The organism is Nonomuraea sp. NPDC003560 (assembly GCF_042878785.1).
Lineage (GTDB): Bacteria > Actinomycetota > Actinomycetes > Streptosporangiales > Streptosporangiaceae > Nonomuraea.
Genome location: NZ_JBIAOF010000003.1, coordinates 1,084,329 through 1,102,714, shown reverse-complemented (window position 1 = coordinate 1,102,714; position 18,386 = coordinate 1,084,329). Strand labels below are relative to the sequence as shown.

General features: G+C 71.1%; 18 protein-coding genes. 13 read left to right on the top strand and 5 right to left on the bottom strand.

Features of this window, described 5'->3' with window-relative positions:
- Positions 1-27: 27 nt before the first annotated feature.
- From tsaB to tsaD, 3 genes are read left to right on the top strand one after another with little or no spacing between them, the layout of a single operon-like run.
- Positions 28-672 carry a tRNA (adenosine(37)-N6)-threonylcarbamoyltransferase complex dimerization subunit type 1 TsaB gene (gene tsaB / locus ACFYUV_RS15985; RefSeq protein ID WP_387669233.1) on the top strand — a complete coding sequence of 215 codons (645 nt, stop codon included), beginning with the start codon at positions 28-30 and terminating at the stop codon, positions 670-672.
- Positions 673-683: 11 nt separating this feature from the next.
- Entirely contained in the window at positions 684-1,115 is a 432-nt protein-coding gene (rimI, locus tag ACFYUV_RS15980) for a ribosomal protein S18-alanine N-acetyltransferase (RefSeq protein ID WP_387669280.1), read from the top strand.
- The gene (gene tsaD / locus ACFYUV_RS15975) at positions 1,108-2,139 is read left to right on the top strand and encodes a tRNA (adenosine(37)-N6)-threonylcarbamoyltransferase complex transferase subunit TsaD (RefSeq protein ID WP_352318676.1); all 1,032 of its coding nucleotides are present in this window, start codon (positions 1,108-1,110) and stop codon (positions 2,137-2,139) included. Before rimI ends, tsaD begins: the two co-directional genes overlap by 8 nt.
- Before the next feature lie 59 nt (positions 2,140-2,198).
- Here tsaD and ACFYUV_RS15970 read toward each other — a convergent pair whose 3' ends face one another.
- The 3 genes from ACFYUV_RS15970 to ACFYUV_RS15960 all read right to left on the bottom strand — a co-directional run bounded on the left by ACFYUV_RS15970 (position 2,199) and on the right by ACFYUV_RS15960 (position 5,894).
- Positions 2,199-4,007, bottom strand: coding sequence for a hypothetical protein (locus ACFYUV_RS15970; protein ID WP_387669231.1), 1,809 nt, complete (start codon positions 4,005-4,007; stop codon positions 2,199-2,201).
- A 195-nt stretch (positions 4,008-4,202) separates the two neighbouring features.
- The gene (locus ACFYUV_RS15965; RefSeq protein ID WP_387669230.1) at positions 4,203-5,366 is read right to left on the bottom strand and encodes a methyltransferase domain-containing protein; all 1,164 of its coding nucleotides are present in this window, start codon (positions 5,364-5,366) and stop codon (positions 4,203-4,205) included.
- Positions 5,367-5,396: 30 nt separating this feature from the next.
- Complete coding sequence (locus ACFYUV_RS15960; protein WP_387669228.1) at positions 5,397-5,894, bottom strand: MarR family winged helix-turn-helix transcriptional regulator; 498 nt, start codon at positions 5,892-5,894, stop codon at positions 5,397-5,399.
- A gap of 104 nt (positions 5,895-5,998) precedes the next feature.
- On the opposite strand from ACFYUV_RS15960, the gene ACFYUV_RS15955 reads away from it, so the two are divergent.
- The 6 genes from ACFYUV_RS15955 (at position 5,999) to ACFYUV_RS15930 (ending at position 11,829) form a co-directional block, all read left to right on the top strand.
- Positions 5,999-6,853, top strand: coding sequence for an NAD-dependent epimerase/dehydratase family protein (locus ACFYUV_RS15955; protein ID WP_387669227.1), 855 nt, complete (start codon positions 5,999-6,001; stop codon positions 6,851-6,853).
- A 171-nt stretch (positions 6,854-7,024) separates the two neighbouring features.
- A complete protein-coding gene (gene groES, locus ACFYUV_RS15950; protein WP_226899011.1) occupies positions 7,025-7,339 on the top strand; it encodes a co-chaperone GroES in 315 nt (104 codons plus the stop codon).
- A gap of 69 nt (positions 7,340-7,408) precedes the next feature.
- Entirely contained in the window at positions 7,409-9,028 is a 1,620-nt protein-coding gene (groL, locus tag ACFYUV_RS15945) for a chaperonin GroEL (RefSeq protein WP_352318685.1), read from the top strand.
- Positions 9,029-9,392: 364 nt separating this feature from the next.
- Entirely contained in the window at positions 9,393-9,932 is a 540-nt protein-coding gene (locus ACFYUV_RS15940; protein ID WP_387669225.1) for a GNAT family N-acetyltransferase, read from the top strand.
- Positions 9,933-10,996: 1,064 nt separating this feature from the next.
- Entirely contained in the window at positions 10,997-11,632 is a 636-nt protein-coding gene (locus ACFYUV_RS15935) for a sigma-70 family RNA polymerase sigma factor (protein ID WP_090930520.1), read from the top strand.
- On the top strand, positions 11,629-11,829 hold the full coding sequence (locus ACFYUV_RS15930; RefSeq protein ID WP_387669224.1) for a hypothetical protein: 201 nt from the start codon (positions 11,629-11,631) through the stop codon (positions 11,827-11,829). The genes ACFYUV_RS15935 and ACFYUV_RS15930 overlap by 4 nt, the downstream gene beginning before the upstream one ends.
- On the opposite strand, the gene ACFYUV_RS15925 is transcribed toward ACFYUV_RS15930, so the two are convergent.
- Both ACFYUV_RS15925 and ACFYUV_RS15920 read right to left on the bottom strand, forming a co-directional pair.
- The gene (locus ACFYUV_RS15925; RefSeq protein WP_090930411.1) at positions 11,790-12,167 is read right to left on the bottom strand and encodes a DUF5319 domain-containing protein; all 378 of its coding nucleotides are present in this window, start codon (positions 12,165-12,167) and stop codon (positions 11,790-11,792) included. The two genes, ACFYUV_RS15930 and ACFYUV_RS15925, sit on opposite strands and share 40 nt — an antisense overlap.
- 39 nt (positions 12,168-12,206) lie before the next feature.
- Entirely contained in the window at positions 12,207-13,217 is a 1,011-nt protein-coding gene (locus ACFYUV_RS15920) for a LuxR C-terminal-related transcriptional regulator (protein ID WP_358282180.1), read from the bottom strand.
- A 435-nt stretch (positions 13,218-13,652) separates the two neighbouring features.
- Here ACFYUV_RS15920 and guaB point away from each other — a divergent pair, with 435 nt between their 5' ends.
- The 4 genes from guaB to ACFYUV_RS15900 all read left to right on the top strand — a co-directional run bounded on the left by guaB (position 13,653) and on the right by ACFYUV_RS15900 (position 18,355).
- The gene (guaB, locus tag ACFYUV_RS15915; RefSeq protein ID WP_387669222.1) at positions 13,653-15,134 is read left to right on the top strand and encodes an IMP dehydrogenase; all 1,482 of its coding nucleotides are present in this window, start codon (positions 13,653-13,655) and stop codon (positions 15,132-15,134) included.
- 4 nt (positions 15,135-15,138) lie between these two features.
- Positions 15,139-16,260 carry a GuaB3 family IMP dehydrogenase-related protein gene (locus ACFYUV_RS15910; protein ID WP_352362831.1) on the top strand — a complete coding sequence of 374 codons (1,122 nt, stop codon included), beginning with the start codon at positions 15,139-15,141 and terminating at the stop codon, positions 16,258-16,260.
- Positions 16,261-16,455: 195 nt separating this feature from the next.
- Complete coding sequence (locus ACFYUV_RS15905; protein ID WP_387669220.1) at positions 16,456-17,667, top strand: RNA polymerase sigma factor; 1,212 nt, start codon at positions 16,456-16,458, stop codon at positions 17,665-17,667.
- 1 nt (position 17,668) lies between these two features.
- Positions 17,669-18,355: an SDR family oxidoreductase gene (locus tag ACFYUV_RS15900; RefSeq protein WP_387669219.1), complete on the top strand. Its 687-nt coding sequence runs from the start codon at positions 17,669-17,671 to the stop codon at positions 18,353-18,355.
- Positions 18,356-18,386: the final 31 nt, after the last annotated feature.

The window sequence follows — 18,386 nt, the reverse complement described above, 5'->3', positions numbered from 1 at the left end:
CCCGTCCGGCGGGTAGGCTAAACAGTCGTGCTGGTCCTGGCCTTTGATACCGCGACGCCCGCCGTCACCGCCGCCCTCCACGACGGTGAGCGGGTGCTCGCCGAGTCCACGACGATCGACGCCCGCCGCCACGGCGAGCTGCTCGTCCCCACCATCGAACGCGTGCTGACCGAGTCGGGCGCCGCCCTGCGCGACGTGACGGCCGTCGTCGCGGGCAGCGGCCCCGGGCCCTACACGGGTCTGCGCGTCGGGCTGATGACCGCCCAGGGGCTCGCGACGACGCTCGCCGTGCCCGCGTACGGCATCTGCACCCTCGACGCGGTCGCCTACGGCAGCGGGCTCGGCGAGCCGTTCCTGGTCGCCACCGACGCCCGGCGCAAGGAGGTGTTCTGGGCGCGCTACCAGGACATGCGCACCCGTGCCGGCGGCCCGTTCGTCGACCGGCCCGCCGACGTGCCCGTCGAGGGCCTGCCGGTCGTGGGCGCCGGCGCCGGGCTCTACCCCGACGTCCTGGGCCGCCACGACGCCCCGCCCTACCCCTACGCGGGCGCGCTGGCCGCGCTGGCCGCCGAGCGGCTGGCCGCGGGCGTCCCGCTCGACCCGCCGCGGCCCATCTACCTGCGCAGGCCCGACGCCGTGGTGCCGGGCGCGCCCAAGAGGGTGACGGCGTGAGACTGCGGCCGATGACCGAGGCCGACCTGCCCGCGGTCATGGCGATCGAGCAGGCCACGTTCCCGCTCGACGCGTGGAGCGAGGGCATGATGCGCGGCGAGCTGGCCGACATGCCGCGGTCGCGGCACTACGTGGTGGCCCTGGCCGACGACGAGATCGTCGGCTACAGCGGCATCGCGGTCGCGTCCGACCAGGCCGACGTGCAGACCATCGCCGTGCTGGAGAAGCACCAGGGCACCGGCATCGGCAGCGCGATGCTGACCGAGCTGCTGGCCGAGGCGCGGCGCAGGGGCGCGCGCGAGATCTTCCTGGAGGTACGCGCCGACAACCCGCGCGCCCAGGCGGTCTACCGGCATTTCGAGTTCGAGGAGATCGGCATCCGCCGCCGCTACTACGACGACGGCACCGACGCGATCATGATGAGAAGGAAGCTGGATGGCTGACGCACCCCTGGTCCTGGGCATCGAGACGTCGTGCGACGAGACCGGCATCGGCATCGTCAGAGGCCACACGCTCCTCGCCAACACCATCGCCTCCAGCATGGACGAGCACGCCCGATACGGCGGCGTGGTGCCCGAGGTCGCCTCCCGCGCCCATCTGGAGGCCATGACGCCCACGGTCGAGGCGGCGCTGGCCGAGGCGGGGCTCAAGTTCTCCGACATCGACGCCATCGCCGTCACCGCCGGGCCCGGCCTGGCCGGGGCGCTGCTGGTGGGCGTGGCCGCCGCCAAGTCGTACGCGCTGGGCCTCGGCGTGCCGCTCTACGGCGTCAACCACCTGGCCGCCCACGTGGCCGTCGACCAGCTCGAACACGGGCCGCTGCCCAAGCCGTGCATCGCCATGCTGGTCTCCGGCGGCCACTCCTCGCTGCTGCTGGTGCCCGACGTGGCCGAAGACGTCATCTCGCTCGGCTCGACCGTCGACGACGCGGCCGGCGAGGCGTTCGACAAGGTGGCCCGGGTGCTCGGGCTGCCCTTCCCCGGCGGCCCGCACATCGACCGGGCCGCCCGCGAGGGCTCCGGCACGGCCGTCACCTTCCCCCGGGGCAAGATCGACGACGGCACGCTCGACTTCTCCTTCTCCGGGCTCAAGACGGCCGTCGCCCGCTGGGTCGAGGCGCGCGAGGCGTCCGGGCAGTCGATCCACGTGCCCGACGTGGCCGCCTCCTTCCAGGAGGCCGTGGTCGACGTGCTGACCCGCAAGGCGTTGCAGGCGTGCAAGAAGTACGACGTGCACGACCTGCTGATCGGCGGCGGCGTGGCGGCCAACTCGCGGCTGCGGGCGCTGGCCCAGGAGCGCTGCGACGCGGCGGGCGTGCGGCTGCGGGTGCCCCGGCCGGGGCTGTGCACCGACAACGGGGCCATGGTCGCCGCTCTGGGGTCCGACCTGGTGGCGGCGGGGGTCACCCCCTCGACCCTGGAGATCCCGGCGGACTCGTCGCTGCCGATCACGACGGTCCACGTCTGAGCCCTGGCGGGGCCGGAGGCCGGCGGTGAGGCGCGGGAGGTGCCCCACCGCCGGGCGGGTCAGTCTTTGGTCCTGGTGGGCCGGAGCAGGGCCTCGGCCAGCGCCAGCATGGTCTCCTCCAGCGCGGCCAGCCGCTTGGTGAGGTCGTCGGTGGCCGGCTGCACGATGCCGCTGACCGTCTCGCTCAGCTCGTCGCGGTCGGGCCGGGAGCGCACCAGCTCGGTCAGCGCGTCGGCGGCGGCCGACAGGCGGTCGGCCTGCGCGCCGGCCTGCGACTCGATGAGCTCGCCGACCCGCTCGGGGATGGCCAGGGCGGCCGGGAGCTGGCTGACGTGCTGGTTCATGGCCTCGATGCGGTCGTCGACCGACTCCAGGTGCTCGCCGGCCTGATCGGCGCGGGCGGCCAGGCCGTTGAGGTGGGTGTCGAGGCCGTTGAAGCGGCTGTCGAGCCCGCTGAACTGGCCGTCGAGGGTGTCGAACCGGGTGATCAGGTGCTCCTCCGCCTCGACCAGCCGCTCGTCGATCGACTCCATCTGGTTGTCGAGCTTGTTGAAGCGGCCCTCGCTGCGCACGGCGGTCTCGGCCAGGCGCTGGTCGGTGGCCGAGGCGCGGTCGTCGAGCGCGCTCAGGCGGCCGTCGAGGGCGTCGAAGCGGTCGTCGTGGCGGACGAGGTGGCCGTCGATGGCGCCCATGCGCTTGCCGAGGCCGCCGAGCTGGCCGTCGACCGAGGTGAGGCGCTTGTCGACGCCGCTGATGCGGCCGTCGACGCCGTCGAGCCTGGTGTCGATGTCGGCCAGGCACTCGTCGGCCGACTCCAGCCGGCCGTCGAACCCGGTGAGCCGGGTGTCGAGCCCCATGAGCCGGCCCTCGACCCGGTCGAGCCGGGAGTCGACGCCGTCGAGCCGCCCGCTGAGCCGCAGCTCGCTCTCCCCGAGCTGGACGGCGAGGTGCTGGTCGGCCTCGTCGAGGCGGGCGGTGAGCCGCTGCTCGACGTCGGCCAGCCGGACCGTGAGCCGCTGGTCGCCCTCGTCGAGCTTGGCGGCCAGGCGCTCGTCGGCGCGGTCGAGCCGCTCGTTCAGGCGCTGGGTCAGCCGCTCGTCGGTCTCGTCGAGGCGGCCGGCCAGGCGTTTGTCGGCCTCGTCGAGGCGGGCGGCGATGTGCAGGTCGGTGTCGTCGAGGCGGCCGGTCAGGCGCTGCTCGGCCGCGTCGATCTTGACGGCGACCTGCTGCGACGTGGCCGCGACGCTCTCGGCCAGCTCGCCGACCACGCTCTCGACCCGTTCGGCGCGGCTCGACAGGTCGGCCACCGACTTGTCGAGCCGGGTGAAGCGGCTGGCCGCGGCCTCCATGCTGGAGTTGAGCTGCGTCAGCTTGGCGGCGAAGCCGGACATGTTCTGGGTGATGCCGTCGGTGGTGTCGAGCACCGACTGCAGGCGTTTGAGCGCCTCGTCGACGGCCTCGCCCACGGTGCCCAGGTCCGCCCACAGGCTCGGCAGCTCGGCCACCGGCGCGACCCGGGCGTCGACGTGGCCGATCTTCTCCCCGACGGCGTCGACGTGGTCGCGCACGGCCTCGACGTGCTGGGCCAGGCCCTCCGCCCACATCGGCGGCTTGGCGGTGATGTCGTCGAGCCGCCCGCTCACCGCCTCAAGGGTGCCGCTCAGGCCGCCGAGCTCCCGTTCGCGCACCTCGCGCAGCAGCCACTCCATGCCTTCAAGACGCTGGCGGATCTCGTCGAGCACGGCTCCCTGGGTGCGCTGCTCGTAGACATGGTCCTGGGCGGCGCGCGCGAGGAGGTCTCGCATCCTCTCGGAGATGGCGGACTGGCCGCCTGCCTGAAGAAGGGTGGTGTGGTTGGAATGGTCCACCGAAAGGCTCCTTCGCTCGCCGACGGTCTGCCGCGCAGCGGTGGGATAGGTCCGGTTTGCAGATGAAAGGGCGAGTACGCGGGTTACCGCATAAGGGGGAGAACTCCCGCCCGTCCACCTTAGCCTTTCGATCAAGGTCAGGCGGCGTCGAAGTGAAAGATCGTATTTAGCGGAAGAATGACCGCTTTGGAGTGTTCAGGCAGGTGGGAGGGGGTTGCAGATGATAACTGAAGGCTTATCGAGAATGCGGGTCAGGATAATGACGATCGAGTTCTCGCCGGAAAGGCGGAGATCGGCGCGCAGGCGTTCGATGTCGATCGCCGACGCGCGTTTCTTGATGGTGACATTTCCGATCCGGCGTTCGCGGAGAGCGGCTCGGAGTTTTTTCAGCGAGAACGGCATGACCTCGTCCACCTCGTACCCGGAGGCCCAGGGGGTGTGGCTGGGCTCGTCGGTGGTGATGTAGGCGATCATGGGGTCGGGCAGGCGTCCGCCGATCAGCTCGGCCACCTCGCCGACGAGGTGGGCCCGGATCGCGGCGCCGTCGGGCTCGTAGACGTAGCGGCCCATCGGGCCGACGGCGGCCTGCACGCCGGTGGCGGTCAGCGTGTGGCCGCCGGGCAGCAGGGTGGCGCGCCGGGCGGGGCCGACCTGGGGGCCGGTCCAGAGGGTGGCCTCCTTGACCTCGCCCTTGTAGGAGACCCATTCGGCCTCCGCGCCCTCGGGGATGAACTCGTACGGGATGCCGGGGGCGACCTTGAGACAGGCCCGCGGCGCCCGTGCGACCAGGTCGAGCACGACCGGCCAGGGCGGCGAGTAGGCCATGGGGTCGAACGTGCGGCCCTTGCCGCTGCGCCGGGCCGGGTCGGCGAACAGCGCGTCGTACTCCTCGGGCCGGACCTGCGCCGCGTCGCCCACGCGCACCCGCACCCGGCCGGCCAGCCCGAGGGCGTCGGCGTTGGCGCTGGCCACGGCGACGGTCAGCGGGTCGAGGTCGACGGCGTCGACCTCGCAGCCGGCGCGGGCGAGCGCCAGGAGGTCGCCGCCGACCCCGCAGCAGGCGTCGATCACCCGCCCGGCGCCCATGCGCCGGGCGCGGTGGTCGGCGACCTCCCGGCGGGTGGACTGCTCCAGGCCGTGCGGGGTGAAGTACATGACCGCGGCGTCCGCGCCGAACTTCGCCGCGGCCCGCTCGCGCAGCGCCGCCTGCGTCAGCGCGGCGGAGGTGAGCGCCGCGTCGTAGGAGCGGCGCAGCCTGGTCGCCGCCGCGACCGGATCGGTCCCGGCCAGCTCCGCGGCCTCGGCGAGCGCCCGCTGCCCGCGCGGGGTCAGCAGCTCGCCGAAGGCGTCGAGATCCATGTACGCACTCCGCTCACAACTCGGGATCGCTCACAAGGAGGTGTCGCCCAGGGAGACCAGCAGGCTGCGCAGCAGCCCGGCCAGGGCCTCGCGCTCGCCCTCGGACAGTCCGGCGAGCAGCCGCTCCTCGTTGGCGGCGTGCCGGACGAGCATCTCGTCGGCTACCTTCCTGCCCTCGTCGGTGAGGGCGACCAGCGTCATGCGCCGGTTGTGCGGCGCCGGCCAGCGATGGACCAGGCCGCGCCGGACCAGGTGGTCCATCCGGTTGGTGAGCGCGCCGGGGCTGACCATGGCCGAGCTGGACAGGTCCTTCATGCACATCGTGGCGTCGGCGCCGCTGCGCAGCAGCGTGGCCAGCATGTCGAACTCCCACGCCTCCAGCCCGTGCTCGGCCAGGAAGTCCTTCACGCCGCGCTCCAGCAGGCGCGAGGCGCGTGAGATCCGGCCGATCACGCCCATCGGGGACACGTCGACGTCGGGCCGTGTCCGCGCCCACTGTCCGAGAATCACGTCCACCGCGTCATCCACGGGGCTCACCCTACCAAAGCTTCGACGTTGAAATGTTCGGCATCGTGCAGTACTGTCCACGACGTCGAAATGTTCAACGTAGAAATTTTCGAGGTAGGTTCATCATGAAGGTGCTGGTGCTGGGCGCGACGGGGTACATCGGCGGCGCGGTGGTCGAGCGGCTGGCCGAGCAGGGGCACGAGGTGGCCGTCCTGGTGCGGCCCGCCGCCGACGGCTCCCGGCGCGTGCCGGGCGTGGCGGACGAGCGTCACGGAGACCTGAGTGACGTCGCGGGGCTGGCCGCCGCGATCACCCCGGACATCGACGCGATCGTGGTCGCCGCCCAGCTCGGCGGCGACAAGGAGGCCGACCTCGCCGCGATCGGCGTGCTCGCCGCGTCGGGCCGGAAGGTGGTCTTCACCAGCGGCGTGTGGGTGCTGGGCGCCACCGCCGACGGGCACGAGGACAGCCCGGCCGACCCGATTCCGCTCGTGGCGTACCGGCACGAGATCGAGCAGCTGGTCATCGACGGCGGCGGCTCGGTGATCCGGCCCGGCGTCGTCCACGGGCGCGGCGGCGGCATCCCCGCCATGATGCGCGCGCAGGCCGCCGAGCGCGGGGCCGGGGTCTACGTCACCGCCGGCGGCGAGCCGCACACCTGGACGTTCGTGCACGTCGACGACCTGGCCGAGCTCGTCGTGGCCGTCCTGGAGAGGGGCGGCGCCCGCGTGTACCACGGCATCAGCGAGGAGGCCGTGCCGGTCGCCGAGGTGGCCGAGGCGGCGGCCCGGTCCGCGGGCGTCAAGCCGCAGGCCGAGCCCTGGCCGCAGGCCGAGGCGGCCCAGGTGCTGGGGGCGGGCTTCGCCGAGGCCCTGGCGCTCGGCCAGCGCATCAGCGCGACACGCACGCGCGCCGAACTCGGCTGGAACCCCTCCCGGCCCGGCGTCGTCGCCGATCTGACCGAGGGTTCCTACGTCTGATCGCTCTGAGCAGACGCGTTCGTGTTGACTGTCAAGGCCCTCTTGCATATGTTTCCTGTTGGCACTCTCACCTTGAGAGTGCCAACGTGCGACGAGGCAGGTCTGACACCCGCGACGGCAGGCCCCGCTGGTCGCCTCTTCTAGATCATTCAAATCTGAAGGGGAGGTCCGATCGTGACGACCGCCACCAAGGTTCCCGTTAAGCCGCTCGGCGACCGCATCGTGGTTCAGCCGCTTGAGGCAGAGCAGACCACCGCTTCCGGTCTGGTCATCCCGGACACCGCCAAGGAGAAGCCGCAGGAGGGCAAGGTCCTCGCGGTGGGCCCCGGCAACTGGGATGAGGACGGCGACAAGCGTATTCCGCTCGACGTCTCCGAGGGCGACGTCGTCCTCTACAGCAAGTACGGCGGCACCGAGGTCAAGTACGGCGGCGAGGAGTACCTCGTGCTCTCCGCCCGCGACGTTCTCGCGATCATCGAGAAGTAAGCCGGTTGTGTCGAGCCCCGGGCGCTCTTGAGGGCCCGGGGCTTTCGACGCCAGGAGAGGACTTTCAGCATGGCGAAGATCCTGCAGTTCGACGAGGACGCCCGTCGCGCGCTTGAGCGCGGTGTCAACGCCCTCGCGGACGCCGTGAAGGTAACCCTCGGCCCGCGTGGCCGTAACGTCGTCATCGACAAGAAGTTCGGTGCGCCGACGATCACGAACGACGGTGTGACCATCGCTCGTGAGATCGAGCTGGAGGAGCGCTACGAGAACCTCGGCGCCCAGCTCGCCAAGGAAGTTGCCACCAAGACCAACGACATCGCGGGCGACGGCACCACCACCGCCACCGTGCTGGCCCAGGCCATGGTCCGCGAGGGCCTGCGCAACGTGGCCGCCGGCGCCTCGCCGCTGTCGCTCAAGCGTGGCATCGACAAGGCCGCCAAGGAGATCAGCGACCGGCTGCTGGCCAGCGCGCGCGAGGTGGGCGACAAGAAGGAGATCGCCAACGTCGCCACCATCTCCGCCCAGGACGCCAAGATCGGCGAGCTGATCGCCGAGGCGTTCGACAAGGTGGGCAAGGACGGTGTCCTCACCGTCGAAGAGTCCAACGCCATGGGCATGGAGCTCGAGTTCACCGAGGGCATGCAGTTCGACAAGGGCTACCTGTCGGCCTACATGGTGACCGACCCCGAGCGCATGGAGTCCGTCCTGGAGGACGCGTACATCCTGCTCACCCAGGGCAAGATCTCCTCCATCGCCGACTTCCTGCCGCTGCTGGAGAAGGTCGCCCAGACCAAGAAGCCGCTGCTCGTGGTCGCCGAGGACGTCGAGGGCGAGGCCCTGGCCGTCCTGGTCACCAACAAGATCCGCGGCACCTTCACCTCCGTGGCCGTCAAGGCCCCGGGCTTCGGTGACCGCCGCAAGGCGATGCTCCAGGACATGGCGATCCTCACCGGCGGCCAGGTCGTCAGCGAAGAGGTCGGCCTCAAGCTGGAGCACGTCGGCCTCGAGGTGCTCGGCACTGCCCGCCGCGTCGTCGTCACCAAGGACGCCACGACCATCGTCGACGGCGCCGGCGACCAGCAGGCGATCGAGGACCGCGTCAAGGAGATCAAGATTGCCATCGAGCAGTCCGACTCCGACTGGGACCGCGAGAAGCTGCAGGAGCGTCTGGCCAAGCTTGCCGGCGGTGTGTGCGTGCTGCGCGTCGGCGCCGCCACCGAGGTGGAGCTGAAGGAGAAGAAGCACCGCCTTGAGGACGCGATCTCCGCGACCCGCGCCGCGATCGAGGAGGGCATCGTCTCCGGCGGTGGCTCGGCCCTCATCCACGTGGGCAAGGAGCTCGACGACCTCGGCCTGACCGGCGACGAGGCCACCGGTGTCGGCGTCGTGCGCCGCGCGCTGGTCGAGCCGGCCCGCTGGATCGCCGAGAACGCCGGCCTGGAGGGCTACGTGGTGACCCACAAGGTCGCCGAGCTGCCCGCCGGCCAGGGCCTCAACGCCGCCACCGGCGAGTACGTCGACCTGATCGCCCAGGGCGTCATCGACCCCGTCAAGGTGACCCGGTCCGCGGTGCAGAACGCCGCTTCGATCGCGGGCATGCTCCTGACGACCGAGGCGCTCGTGGTGGACAAGCCCGAGGAGGAGGCTCCGGCCGCCGGCCAGGGCCACGGCCACGGTCACGGCCACTGACCCGGCTGTTTCCCCCGCGCCCGTACGGCCCGCCCGGTTCCCTCCGGCGCGGGCCGTCGGTTTTCCACGGCCCGTTCCCGGTCTCGCCGGTGCGGGCCGTCGGTTTCCACGGCCCGTCCCTGGTCTCGCCGGTGCGGGCCGTCGGCTTTCACGGCCCGTCCCTGGTCTGGCGGATTCGACGGGGTGTTGCAGCACCTGATCAGTTACCGGCCGCAGCCGGCTCAGCGACGGTGCGCACTCTCGGTGTCTTCGGACGCCGGGCGTTCTCCGAGCGGGCCGGACCAGCCGCTCGAAGGATGCCCAAGCACGGGCGCTTTCGGCGATCTTCATGGCATCCTTTCGAGACATGCCCCCTACTCCGCCTGTGTCGGTCGAGCTGTCCACGGCGAAGTTCGTCCTCCGGCCGCCAAGTACGGCGGACGCTCCGGAGGTCCTGCGCCTTGCCAGGGACCCGGACGTGCTCCTCTGGAATCCCCGCTGCCGCATCGAGGACGAGGCCGCAGCCGTTGCGGACTGCCTCAAGGGCGCCGATTGGTCAGACGGGACGCACGCCACGTTCTCGATCCTCGACGCCGAGTCCGGGCGCTACGTCGGCAACATCGCGCTGCATGGGCTTGACCTGGAGAACGCTCAGGCCCGGATCGGATACCGGATCGCGCCTTGGGCACGTGGCCGTGGCGCCGCCACCGCATCCGTCCAGGCGGTCACGACATGGGCGACGTCCACGCTGCAGCTTGAACGGATCGTGCTCACTCATGCCGTCGAGAATCACGCCTCGTGCCGGGTGGCGCAGAAGTCGGGGTTCGTGCTGGAAGGCGTGATGCGATCAGCGAAGAGGTTCGGTGACGGCCGGCTTCACGATGAGCACCTTCATGCTGTCCTGGCCGCAGATCTGGCCTCCTGATCATCTCTCACCCGCCCGGCTACCGGGTCGGTGTACCAGGGGTTCGGTGAGGCGCTCGCTGATCACGACCATGGGGTGCTGTGGCGGGCTGGCGAGGCGGTGCGGGTTGCGCGTGGCGCGACCGGCGTGCAGCGCCTTCGTCAGTTCGCGTCACGCTCCCCGCGCCTTGGATGTAGGGGGCCTGGTGGATGGTCTCGTGGCACGCGTGCGCCTCCGGTCGCTCGGAAAGGCTCGGCGCAGGCTCTGGATGACCTGCTCTGGGCTCCAGCGCTTGTGCGGGTAGTCCCGTAACTCCGGGTTCTGCCCGTTTTTGCTGCGGTTGGGGCGTGGGGTGGGTGCCGCGCGTCGGCGCCGGCCTGGGGCATGCGGCCGGTACTCGCCGTTGCCGCGGTCCTGGTTGCGGTGGATCTCCTGGCTGACGACCGAGGGCGCGCGCCCGAGCTTCCGTGCGATCTGGCGGAAGTGCCGCCGATGTGATCGGCAGCGCCCACGTGCTTGCCGGTCGGGTCGCGGCCATTACGGCATCGTCGGCCGGGTCGGGAGCTGATGCCGGCGACCTGGCACGCCTCCTGGTTGCCCGGGCCCTGCTGCGCGAGCCGCAAGCATGCCGTCCGCTCACGGGAAGGCGCACTGCGACGACCAATCGAAGCACAGCAGCTTCGGTAGGCCGTTGGCCTCTCTCGATCCGGTCTTGATCCCGCCGACAGGACGTCTCGGCCCCTTCGGTGCGGGCCGTTGGTTTCCAGGGGGCGGTGGGTGAGGGGCGGGTAGCGGAGACGGTGCTGGTGGGTTTCGGGTGGTGGGAAATGTGGCTGGGGCTTACGGGGCGGAAGGGGGTGGGGGCGGGGGAAATTGGGGGAAGAGGTGGATTATTGGAGTAAACCGGCAGTGCTGGTTAAGCGTCGGGGTCTGGCAATTGTCGTGCATTTCGGCTTATGGCGTGAAACATTATGTCAGCTCATCAGGCTTAGTGTGGTCGGCTGATTACTGCTAGTTATCGTCGCTTCAATGTGACCAATCCGTAGCCGTTCGCCATGGGGACAGGCCCGATCAGTGCGGGCATCATGCCTATCGTGAGCGAGGGAAGCGTCGCCGACGCCAAAATTGGGGTAAGGCTCGCGTCGAGACTTCCGGCACGGACGGATGACTCCGACCTTAGGGAACTGACGAGCCTCGCCGTGCAGGGAGATCGCAGTGCGATCGAATCCCTGCTCGGGGAGTTGCGTCCCATGGTGGTGCGGTATTGCCGCGCCAGGCTGGGCAGGGTTTCAGGGCAATATCACATTGCCGATGACGTAGCCCAGGAGGTGTGCATCGCGGTGTTGTCCGCGCTGCCGCGATACCGGGACATGGGGCGGCCTTTCGCGTCCTTCGTGTTCGGGATCGCCTCGCACAAGGTGGCCGACGCGCTGCGCAGTTCGGTGCGCTCGGCCGTGCCCACCCAGGATCTGCCCGACGGGCCCGACGACGGCCCGGGGCCCGAGGAGACGGTGGTCCGCTACATCGAGGTCGAGCACGCGCGCAGGCTGCTGGCCAGGCTGCCCGACAACCAGCGGGAGTTGCTGCTGTTGCGGGTGGTGTCGGGGCTGTCTGCCGAGGAGACCGGTAATGTACTCGGCATGTCACCAGGTGCGGTCCGCGTAGCCCAGCATCGGGCGCTGGCCAGGTTGCGGCAGATGGCCGAGCTGGAGTCGGCTTGACGCCGGAGGACGAGCTCCATGCGCTTCTCGAGGCCGACGACCTGCTCAAGACCGACGAGCTGCTCGACGCGGTCGCGCGGGGCCGGGCGCGGGACTCGTCCGACCCTGCGGTGCGGTTGCTGGGCGCGCTACTGAACGATGTCTCGGAGGAAGTCGATCAGCGGCGCTCCTCCGTGTCGATGACGCCGTCGACGTAGCCTCGGGCGTACTCCCAGCTGACGTAGTCGGCGGGGTCGGGGTGGAAGGCCGGCTCGTGCACCTGGGGCTGGCCTTTCTCGATCATCTGGCGAAGGTTGCCGCGCAGCAGCTCCCAGTCGAAGAAGTGCTGCTCGCCGCACTCGGGGCAGTCGAGCACGAGGCCCAGCACCCCCTGCGGTTCGAGCAGGGAGCGAAAGACCTCGACGTCTGCCAGGTCGGTGATGGCCTCGTCGCGCTCGGCCGCGGTGAGTGGCTCGGCGTCGTCGAGAGCGCCCATCGCCGAGGACGGGTCGTTCGGGTCGTCCGCGAACGGGTCGCGGGGGACGTCTTCCAGCACCTTCCCACCATATGACCGAAGCGGCCCCGGCGGAGAGTATTAGCTGAGCCATCCCCGTCTGGCGGCCTCCACGCCGGCGTGGAAGCGCGACTGCGCGCCCAGCTCGGCCATGGCGTCGGCGAACCTGGCCCGCACCGTACGGACCGAGACGCCGAGCTGGCGGGCGATGGAGTCGTCGCACACGCCCTGCGCGGCCAGGCGGAGCACCTGGACCATCCCGTCGCCCCTGCGCCCCCAGGGCAGCGGTACGGCCCGCCCCCAGAGCTCCTGGAACAGCGAGCGCAGCATGCCGACGACGATCGGCGTGCGCACCAGGTAGAAGTTGTAGGCGTGGTCGGGCAGGTTGCCGCCCCACAGCGCGGGCAGGCCGGCGACCTCGGGCCCGGCCGTCATGAACCAGCTCGGCACCCGGTCGAGCGTGCGCACCTTTCCGCCGGTGTCGAGCAGCCGGGTGAGCTGATCGCGTACGCCCGGCAGGCTCAGCGTGGAGACCGGAATGATCGCCTGAACGGTAAGAAGTTGCCGTTTTTGCGCATCAATCCATGGGTCCGCAAATTTACGAACAAAATCTGCCATTGTGCGCTCGTCCGGGATTGCGGTCAACAACTCCATGGGCGGCGATTGCACGGCTATGCCGACGACGCTCTCGTAGAGGACGTCCGCGCCGTTCACCATCTCCACCGGGAATGTGCCGCTCTGATAATCGCGGCCGGCGTCGTAGTCGTGGATCAGGCCGCGGATGGAGCCGAGCGCGGAGTCGATCCTGCGGCTCTCCTCGGCCAGCCGGTCGAGCCGCTCGGCGATGACCCGGCCGAGCGCCGCCGCCGGGTGCCTGGCCAGGTACTCGCCGGACTGCTCGTCGACCACCCCCAGCCTGACCAGGTCGTCGAGCTGGCGGCCGACCTTCTCGACGGGGCCGTCCATGGCCTGGGCGAGGTCGGTGCGCGTGGCCCTGTGCAGGCGTAGCAGCGCCGTGTAAAGGGCGGTCTGCGCCGGGTCGAGGCCCAGCGTCTCGAAGGGCTCTGCGACGCGCCTGGGCTGATTACGCATTATGGGCGGCTCCGTCGGGGGGACACGGGCGTGCCGCGAGGATAACCCCGTACCGCCTGCGTGTCCGGGGCTTGCCGCGGAATCGTCGGCGGAACGTGCAACTTCGTGCAATTGCACGTTTTCACATTGCGTCGTGCCGTTGAGTGACGCAGGCTTTACCTAGCGTCGGCACCCTGAAGCGGGGCCTTGCGGCAGCCGCCATCAGGACGCGGAGGGGGGTTCGGTGGCGTGAACACGCCGCCTGGCCTGGGTGCCGGTGGCCGGGGGATGGGACGGATCACCGACCGTCCCATCCCCCTGCACTTTGCGCGTTCCGGACGGCGAGGCCGGGCGCACGACGGGGCGTGGGGCCGTCGTGCTCCCGGCTTCGTTGCGTTTTGGAGGCAGGCCCTAGACTTAGGTCAATCAGCGCAGAGGTCAGGAGGGGGCCGAGGCATGTCCAAGTTCACCGAGATGGGTTTGACCTTCGACGACGTGCTGCTGGTGCCCGGCTACTCCGATCTCCAACCAGGTGAGGCCGACACCAGATCCCGTCTGTCACGGGACATCACGCTGTCCATCCCGCTCGTCTCCGCGGCCATGGACACCGTCACCGAGGCCCGCATGGCGGTCGCCATGGCGCGCCAGGGCGGCATCGGCATCCTCCACCGCAACCTGTCGGTCGAGGAGCAGGCCCAGCAGGTCGACCTGGTCAAGCGGTCCGAGGCCGGCATGGTGACCAACCCGGTGACCTGCAGCCCCGACGACACGCTGGCCGACGTCGAGCGGCTGTGCGCGACGTACCGGATCTCCGGCGTGCCGGTGACGGACGTGGCGGGCACGCTGGTCGGCATCGTGACCAACCGCGACATGCGCTTCGAGACCGACCAGAGCCGTCCGGTGCGCGAGGTCATGACCAAGATGCCGCTGGTCACCGCGCCGGTGGGGGTCTCGCGCGACGACGCGTTCGCGCTGCTGCGGCAGAACAAGATCGAGAAGCTGCCCCTCGTCGACCCCGACGGCAGGCTGCGCGGCCTGATCACGGTGAAGGACTTCACCAAGAGCGAGCAGTACCCGCTGTCCACCAAGGACGCCGACGGCCGCCTGCTGGTCGGCGCGGCCATCGGCGTCGGCGGCGACGCCGAGCTGCGGGCCAAGGCGCTGATCGAGGCCGGGGTCGACGTCGTCGTCGTCGACGTGGCCCACGGTCACTCCAAGGGCCTGGCCGACATGATCGCCAAGCTCAAGGCCAACAGCAAGGTCCAGGTCATCGGCGGCAACATCGCGACCAGGGCGGGCGCCCAGATGCTGGTCGACGCGGGCGCCGACGCGGTCAAGGTCGGCGTCGGCCCCGGCTCCATCTGCACCACCCGCGTGGTGGCCGGCGTGGGCGCGCCGCAGGTCACGGCCATCCACGAGGCGTCCAAGGCGTGCGCACCGGCCGGGGTGCCGGTGATCGGCGACGGCGGCCTCCAGTACTCCGGCGACATCGTCAAGGCCATCGCGGCCGGCGCCGACACGGTCATGCTGGGCTCGCTGCTCGCCGGCTGCGAGGAGTCGCCGGGCGAGCTGATCTTCATCAACGGCAAGCAGTTCAAGTCGTACCGGGGCATGGGGTCGCTCGGCGCGGTGCGCAACCGCGAGCGCGGCGGCACCTCCTTCAGCAAGGACCGCTACGCGCAGGCCGACGTCGGCGGCGACGACAAGTACATCCCCGAGGGCATCGAGGGGCAGGTGCCCTACCGCGGGCCGGTCGCGGCCGTCGCCCACCAGCTCATCGGCGGTCTGCGCCAGGGCATGTGGTACGCCGGCTGCCGCACGATCGAGCAGATGCACACCGACTGCGAGCTCATGCCGATCACGGCAGCGGGCCTCAAGGAGAGCCACCCCCACGACATCCAGATGACCGTGGAAGCTCCGAACTATCACAGAAGGTAAGTTCATGACTCAGCAGGTGGAGATCGGCCGGGGCAAGACCGGGCGGAGGGCGTACGCGCTCGACGAGATCGGGCTCGTGCCCTCGCGACGCACCCGTGACCCGGAAGAGGTGTCGATCGCCTGGCAGATCGACGCCTACCGGTTCGAGCTGCCCGTCGTCGTCGCCCCCATGGACAGCGTGGTCTCGCCCGCCACCGCGATCGAGATCGGCCGGCTCGGCGGCCTGGCCCCCCTCGACCTCGAAGGGCTCTGGACGCGCTACGAAGACCCGTCCCCGCTGCTGGAGGAGTGCGCCGCCCTCGACGCCGCGGCCGCGACCCGGCGGCTCCAGGAGATCTACGACGCGCCGATCAAGGAGGAGCTGATCGGCCGCCGGATCGAGGAGATCCGGGCGTCCGGGGTGACGACGGCCGTCCGGCTGTCGCCGCAGCGCACGGTCCAGTACCACAAGGCCGTGATCGACGCCGGCGTGGACATCTTCGTCATCCGCGGCACCACCGTCTCGGCCGAGCACGTCTCGGGCCGCGCCGAGCCGCTCAACCTCAAGCAGTTCATCTACGAGCTCGACGTGCCGGTCATCGTCGGCGGCTGCGCCACCTACACCGCGGCGCTGCACCTGATGCGCACGGGCGCGGCGGGCGTGCTGGTCGGCTTCGGCGGCGGCGCCTCGCACACCACCCGCAACGTGCTCGGCGTGGCCGTGCCGATGGCCACCGCGATCTCCGACGTGGCCGCGGCGCGCCGCGACTACATGGACGAGTCCGGCGGCCGGTACGTGCACGTGATCGCCGACGGCGGCATGGGCACCTCGGGCGACATCGCCAAGGCCATCGCGTGCGGGGCCGACGCCGTCATGGTGGGCTCGCCGCTGGCCAGGGCGTCCGAGGCCCCTGGCCACGGCTTCCACTGGGGCTCCGAGGCCCACCACCCCGACCTGCCGCGCGGCCGTCGCGTGGAGTTCGGCACGGTCGGGACGCTGGAGCAGATCCTGCACGGCCCCTCCAGCGTGGCCGACGGCTCGATGAACCTGATGGGCGCGCTCAAGCGCACGATGGCCTCCACCGGCTACTCCGACATCAAGGAGTTCCAGCGGGTCGAGGTCGTGGTCGCGCCGATCCAGCGCTGAGGCGGCGGCTGGCCGACGTCTGCGACGGCTCCCGGGGGTTGCGACCTCCGGGAGCCGACTGCTTTCCGGGGCCTCACCGGCCCGCCGGAGCCGGCTGCTTTCCGGGGTCCCCGCCGGCTCGCGGTGTCGAATCGGGACACCGCCGTTCGTGTAGGACGTGCAAGGTGACGCGCGTGTCGGCGAGGTGGTTGCAGGATGTCCGATCAGGTCGAACGGGCCTTCCGGGAGGAGTACGGCCGGGCGGTGGCCGTGCTCGTCCGCGTGTTCGGTGACATCGACGTCGCCGAGGAGGCCGTGCAGGAGGCGTTCGCGATCGCGCTGCGGCAGTGGCCGCAGGCCGGTCCGCCGCCGAGCCCGGCCGGCTGGATCATCACGACCGCCAGGAACCGGGCCGTCGACCGGCTGCGCAGGGAGTCTGGCCGCCACGACAAGTACGTGCAGGCGGCGCTGCTGCACGCCAGGGACGAGCCCGTCGAGGAGGGGCCCGTACGGGACGAGCGACTGCGCCTGATCTTCACCTGCTGCCATCCGGCGCTCGCCCCGCACGCGCGGGTGGCGCTCACGTTGCGGCTGCTCGGCGGGCTGACCACGGCCGAGATCGCGCACGCGTTTTTGGTGCCCGAGGCGACCATGGCCCAGCGGCTGGTCAGGGCCAAGAGCAGGATCCGGCAGGCGGGGATCCCGTACCGGGTGCCGGCGGCGGCGGACCTGCCAGACCGGCTGCGCGCGGTGCTGGCGGTGATCTACCTGATCTTCAACGAGGGTTACACGGCCAGTTCGGGCGAGCGGCTGGTGCGCGAGGACCTGTGCGCGGAGGCCGTCCGGCTCGGCCGCCTGCTCGCCGAGCTGATGCCGGACGAGCCCGAGGTGTGGGGCCTGCTGGCGCTGATGCTGCTGGTCCAGTCGCGCCGGGCGGCGCGCACCGCGGGCGGCGGCGAGCTGGTGCCGCTGCCCGAGCAGGACCGCGCCCTGTGGGACCGCGCGCTGGTCGAGGAGGGGCAGGCGATCGTCCGGCGCTGCCTGCGGTGGGGGCGGCCGGGGCCCTACCAGGTGCAGGCCGCGATCAACGCCGTGCACGGCGACGCGGCGAGCGCGGGGGAGACCGACTGGCGGCAGATCGTCCAGCTCTACGACCTGCTGCTGGCGTTCACGCCGGGGCCGGTCGTGGCGTTGCACCGCGCGGTGGCGGTGGCCGAGGCGGAGGGCCCCGAGGCGGGGCTGGCGCTGGTGGAGGGGCTGGAGGTGACAGGCTATTACCTGTTCCACGCCGTACGGGCCGACCTGCTGCGGCGGCTGGGACGCGACGAGGAGGCGGCGCGGGCGTACGGCGAGGCCATCGCCCGTGCGGGCAACGAGGTCGAGCGGGAGTTCCTGCGGCGCAGGCGCGCGACGTTGAGGGGGACGTGAGATGGACCGGGTGTGCGTGGTCACGGGGGCCAACCGGGGGATCGGGCTGGAGGTGGCCAGCCAGCTCGCGGCGGCGGGCGACACGGTGGTGCTGACCGCCAGGGACGAGCGCAAGGCCGTCGAGGCGGCGGCCGGGATCGGCGGCGAGGTGCTGGCGCGGCGGCTCGACGTCGCCGACGAGCGGTCGGCGGCCGAGCTGGCGCGGGAGCTGGAGAAGACCCACGGGCGGGTCGACGTGCTGGTCAACAACGCCGCCATCCACTACGACACCTGGCAGCGGGCCTGCGACGCGGACCTGGGCGTGGTGTCGGAGGCGCTGGAGACGAACCTGCTGGGCGCCTGGCGGGTCACGCTCGCGCTGCTGCCGCTGTTGCGCGGCAGCGCGCACGGCCGGATCGTCAACGTCTCCAGCGAGATCGGCTCGCTGGCCTCGATGGGCGGCGGCACGCCCGCGTACACGGTGTCGAAGACGGCGCTGAACGCGCTGACCAGGATGCTCGCGGCCGAGCTGCGCGGGGACGGCATCCTGGTCAACGCCGTCTGCCCGGGGTGGGTGGCGACCGACATGGGCGGCCCCGGCGGGCGGCCGGTCGCCGAGGGCGCGCGGAGCGTAGTGTGGGCCGCGGACCTGCCCGACGACGGGCCGACCGGCGGCTTCTTCCGCGACGGCCTGCCGCTGCCGTGGTGACCGGCGGCTTCTTCCGCGACGGCCTGCCGTT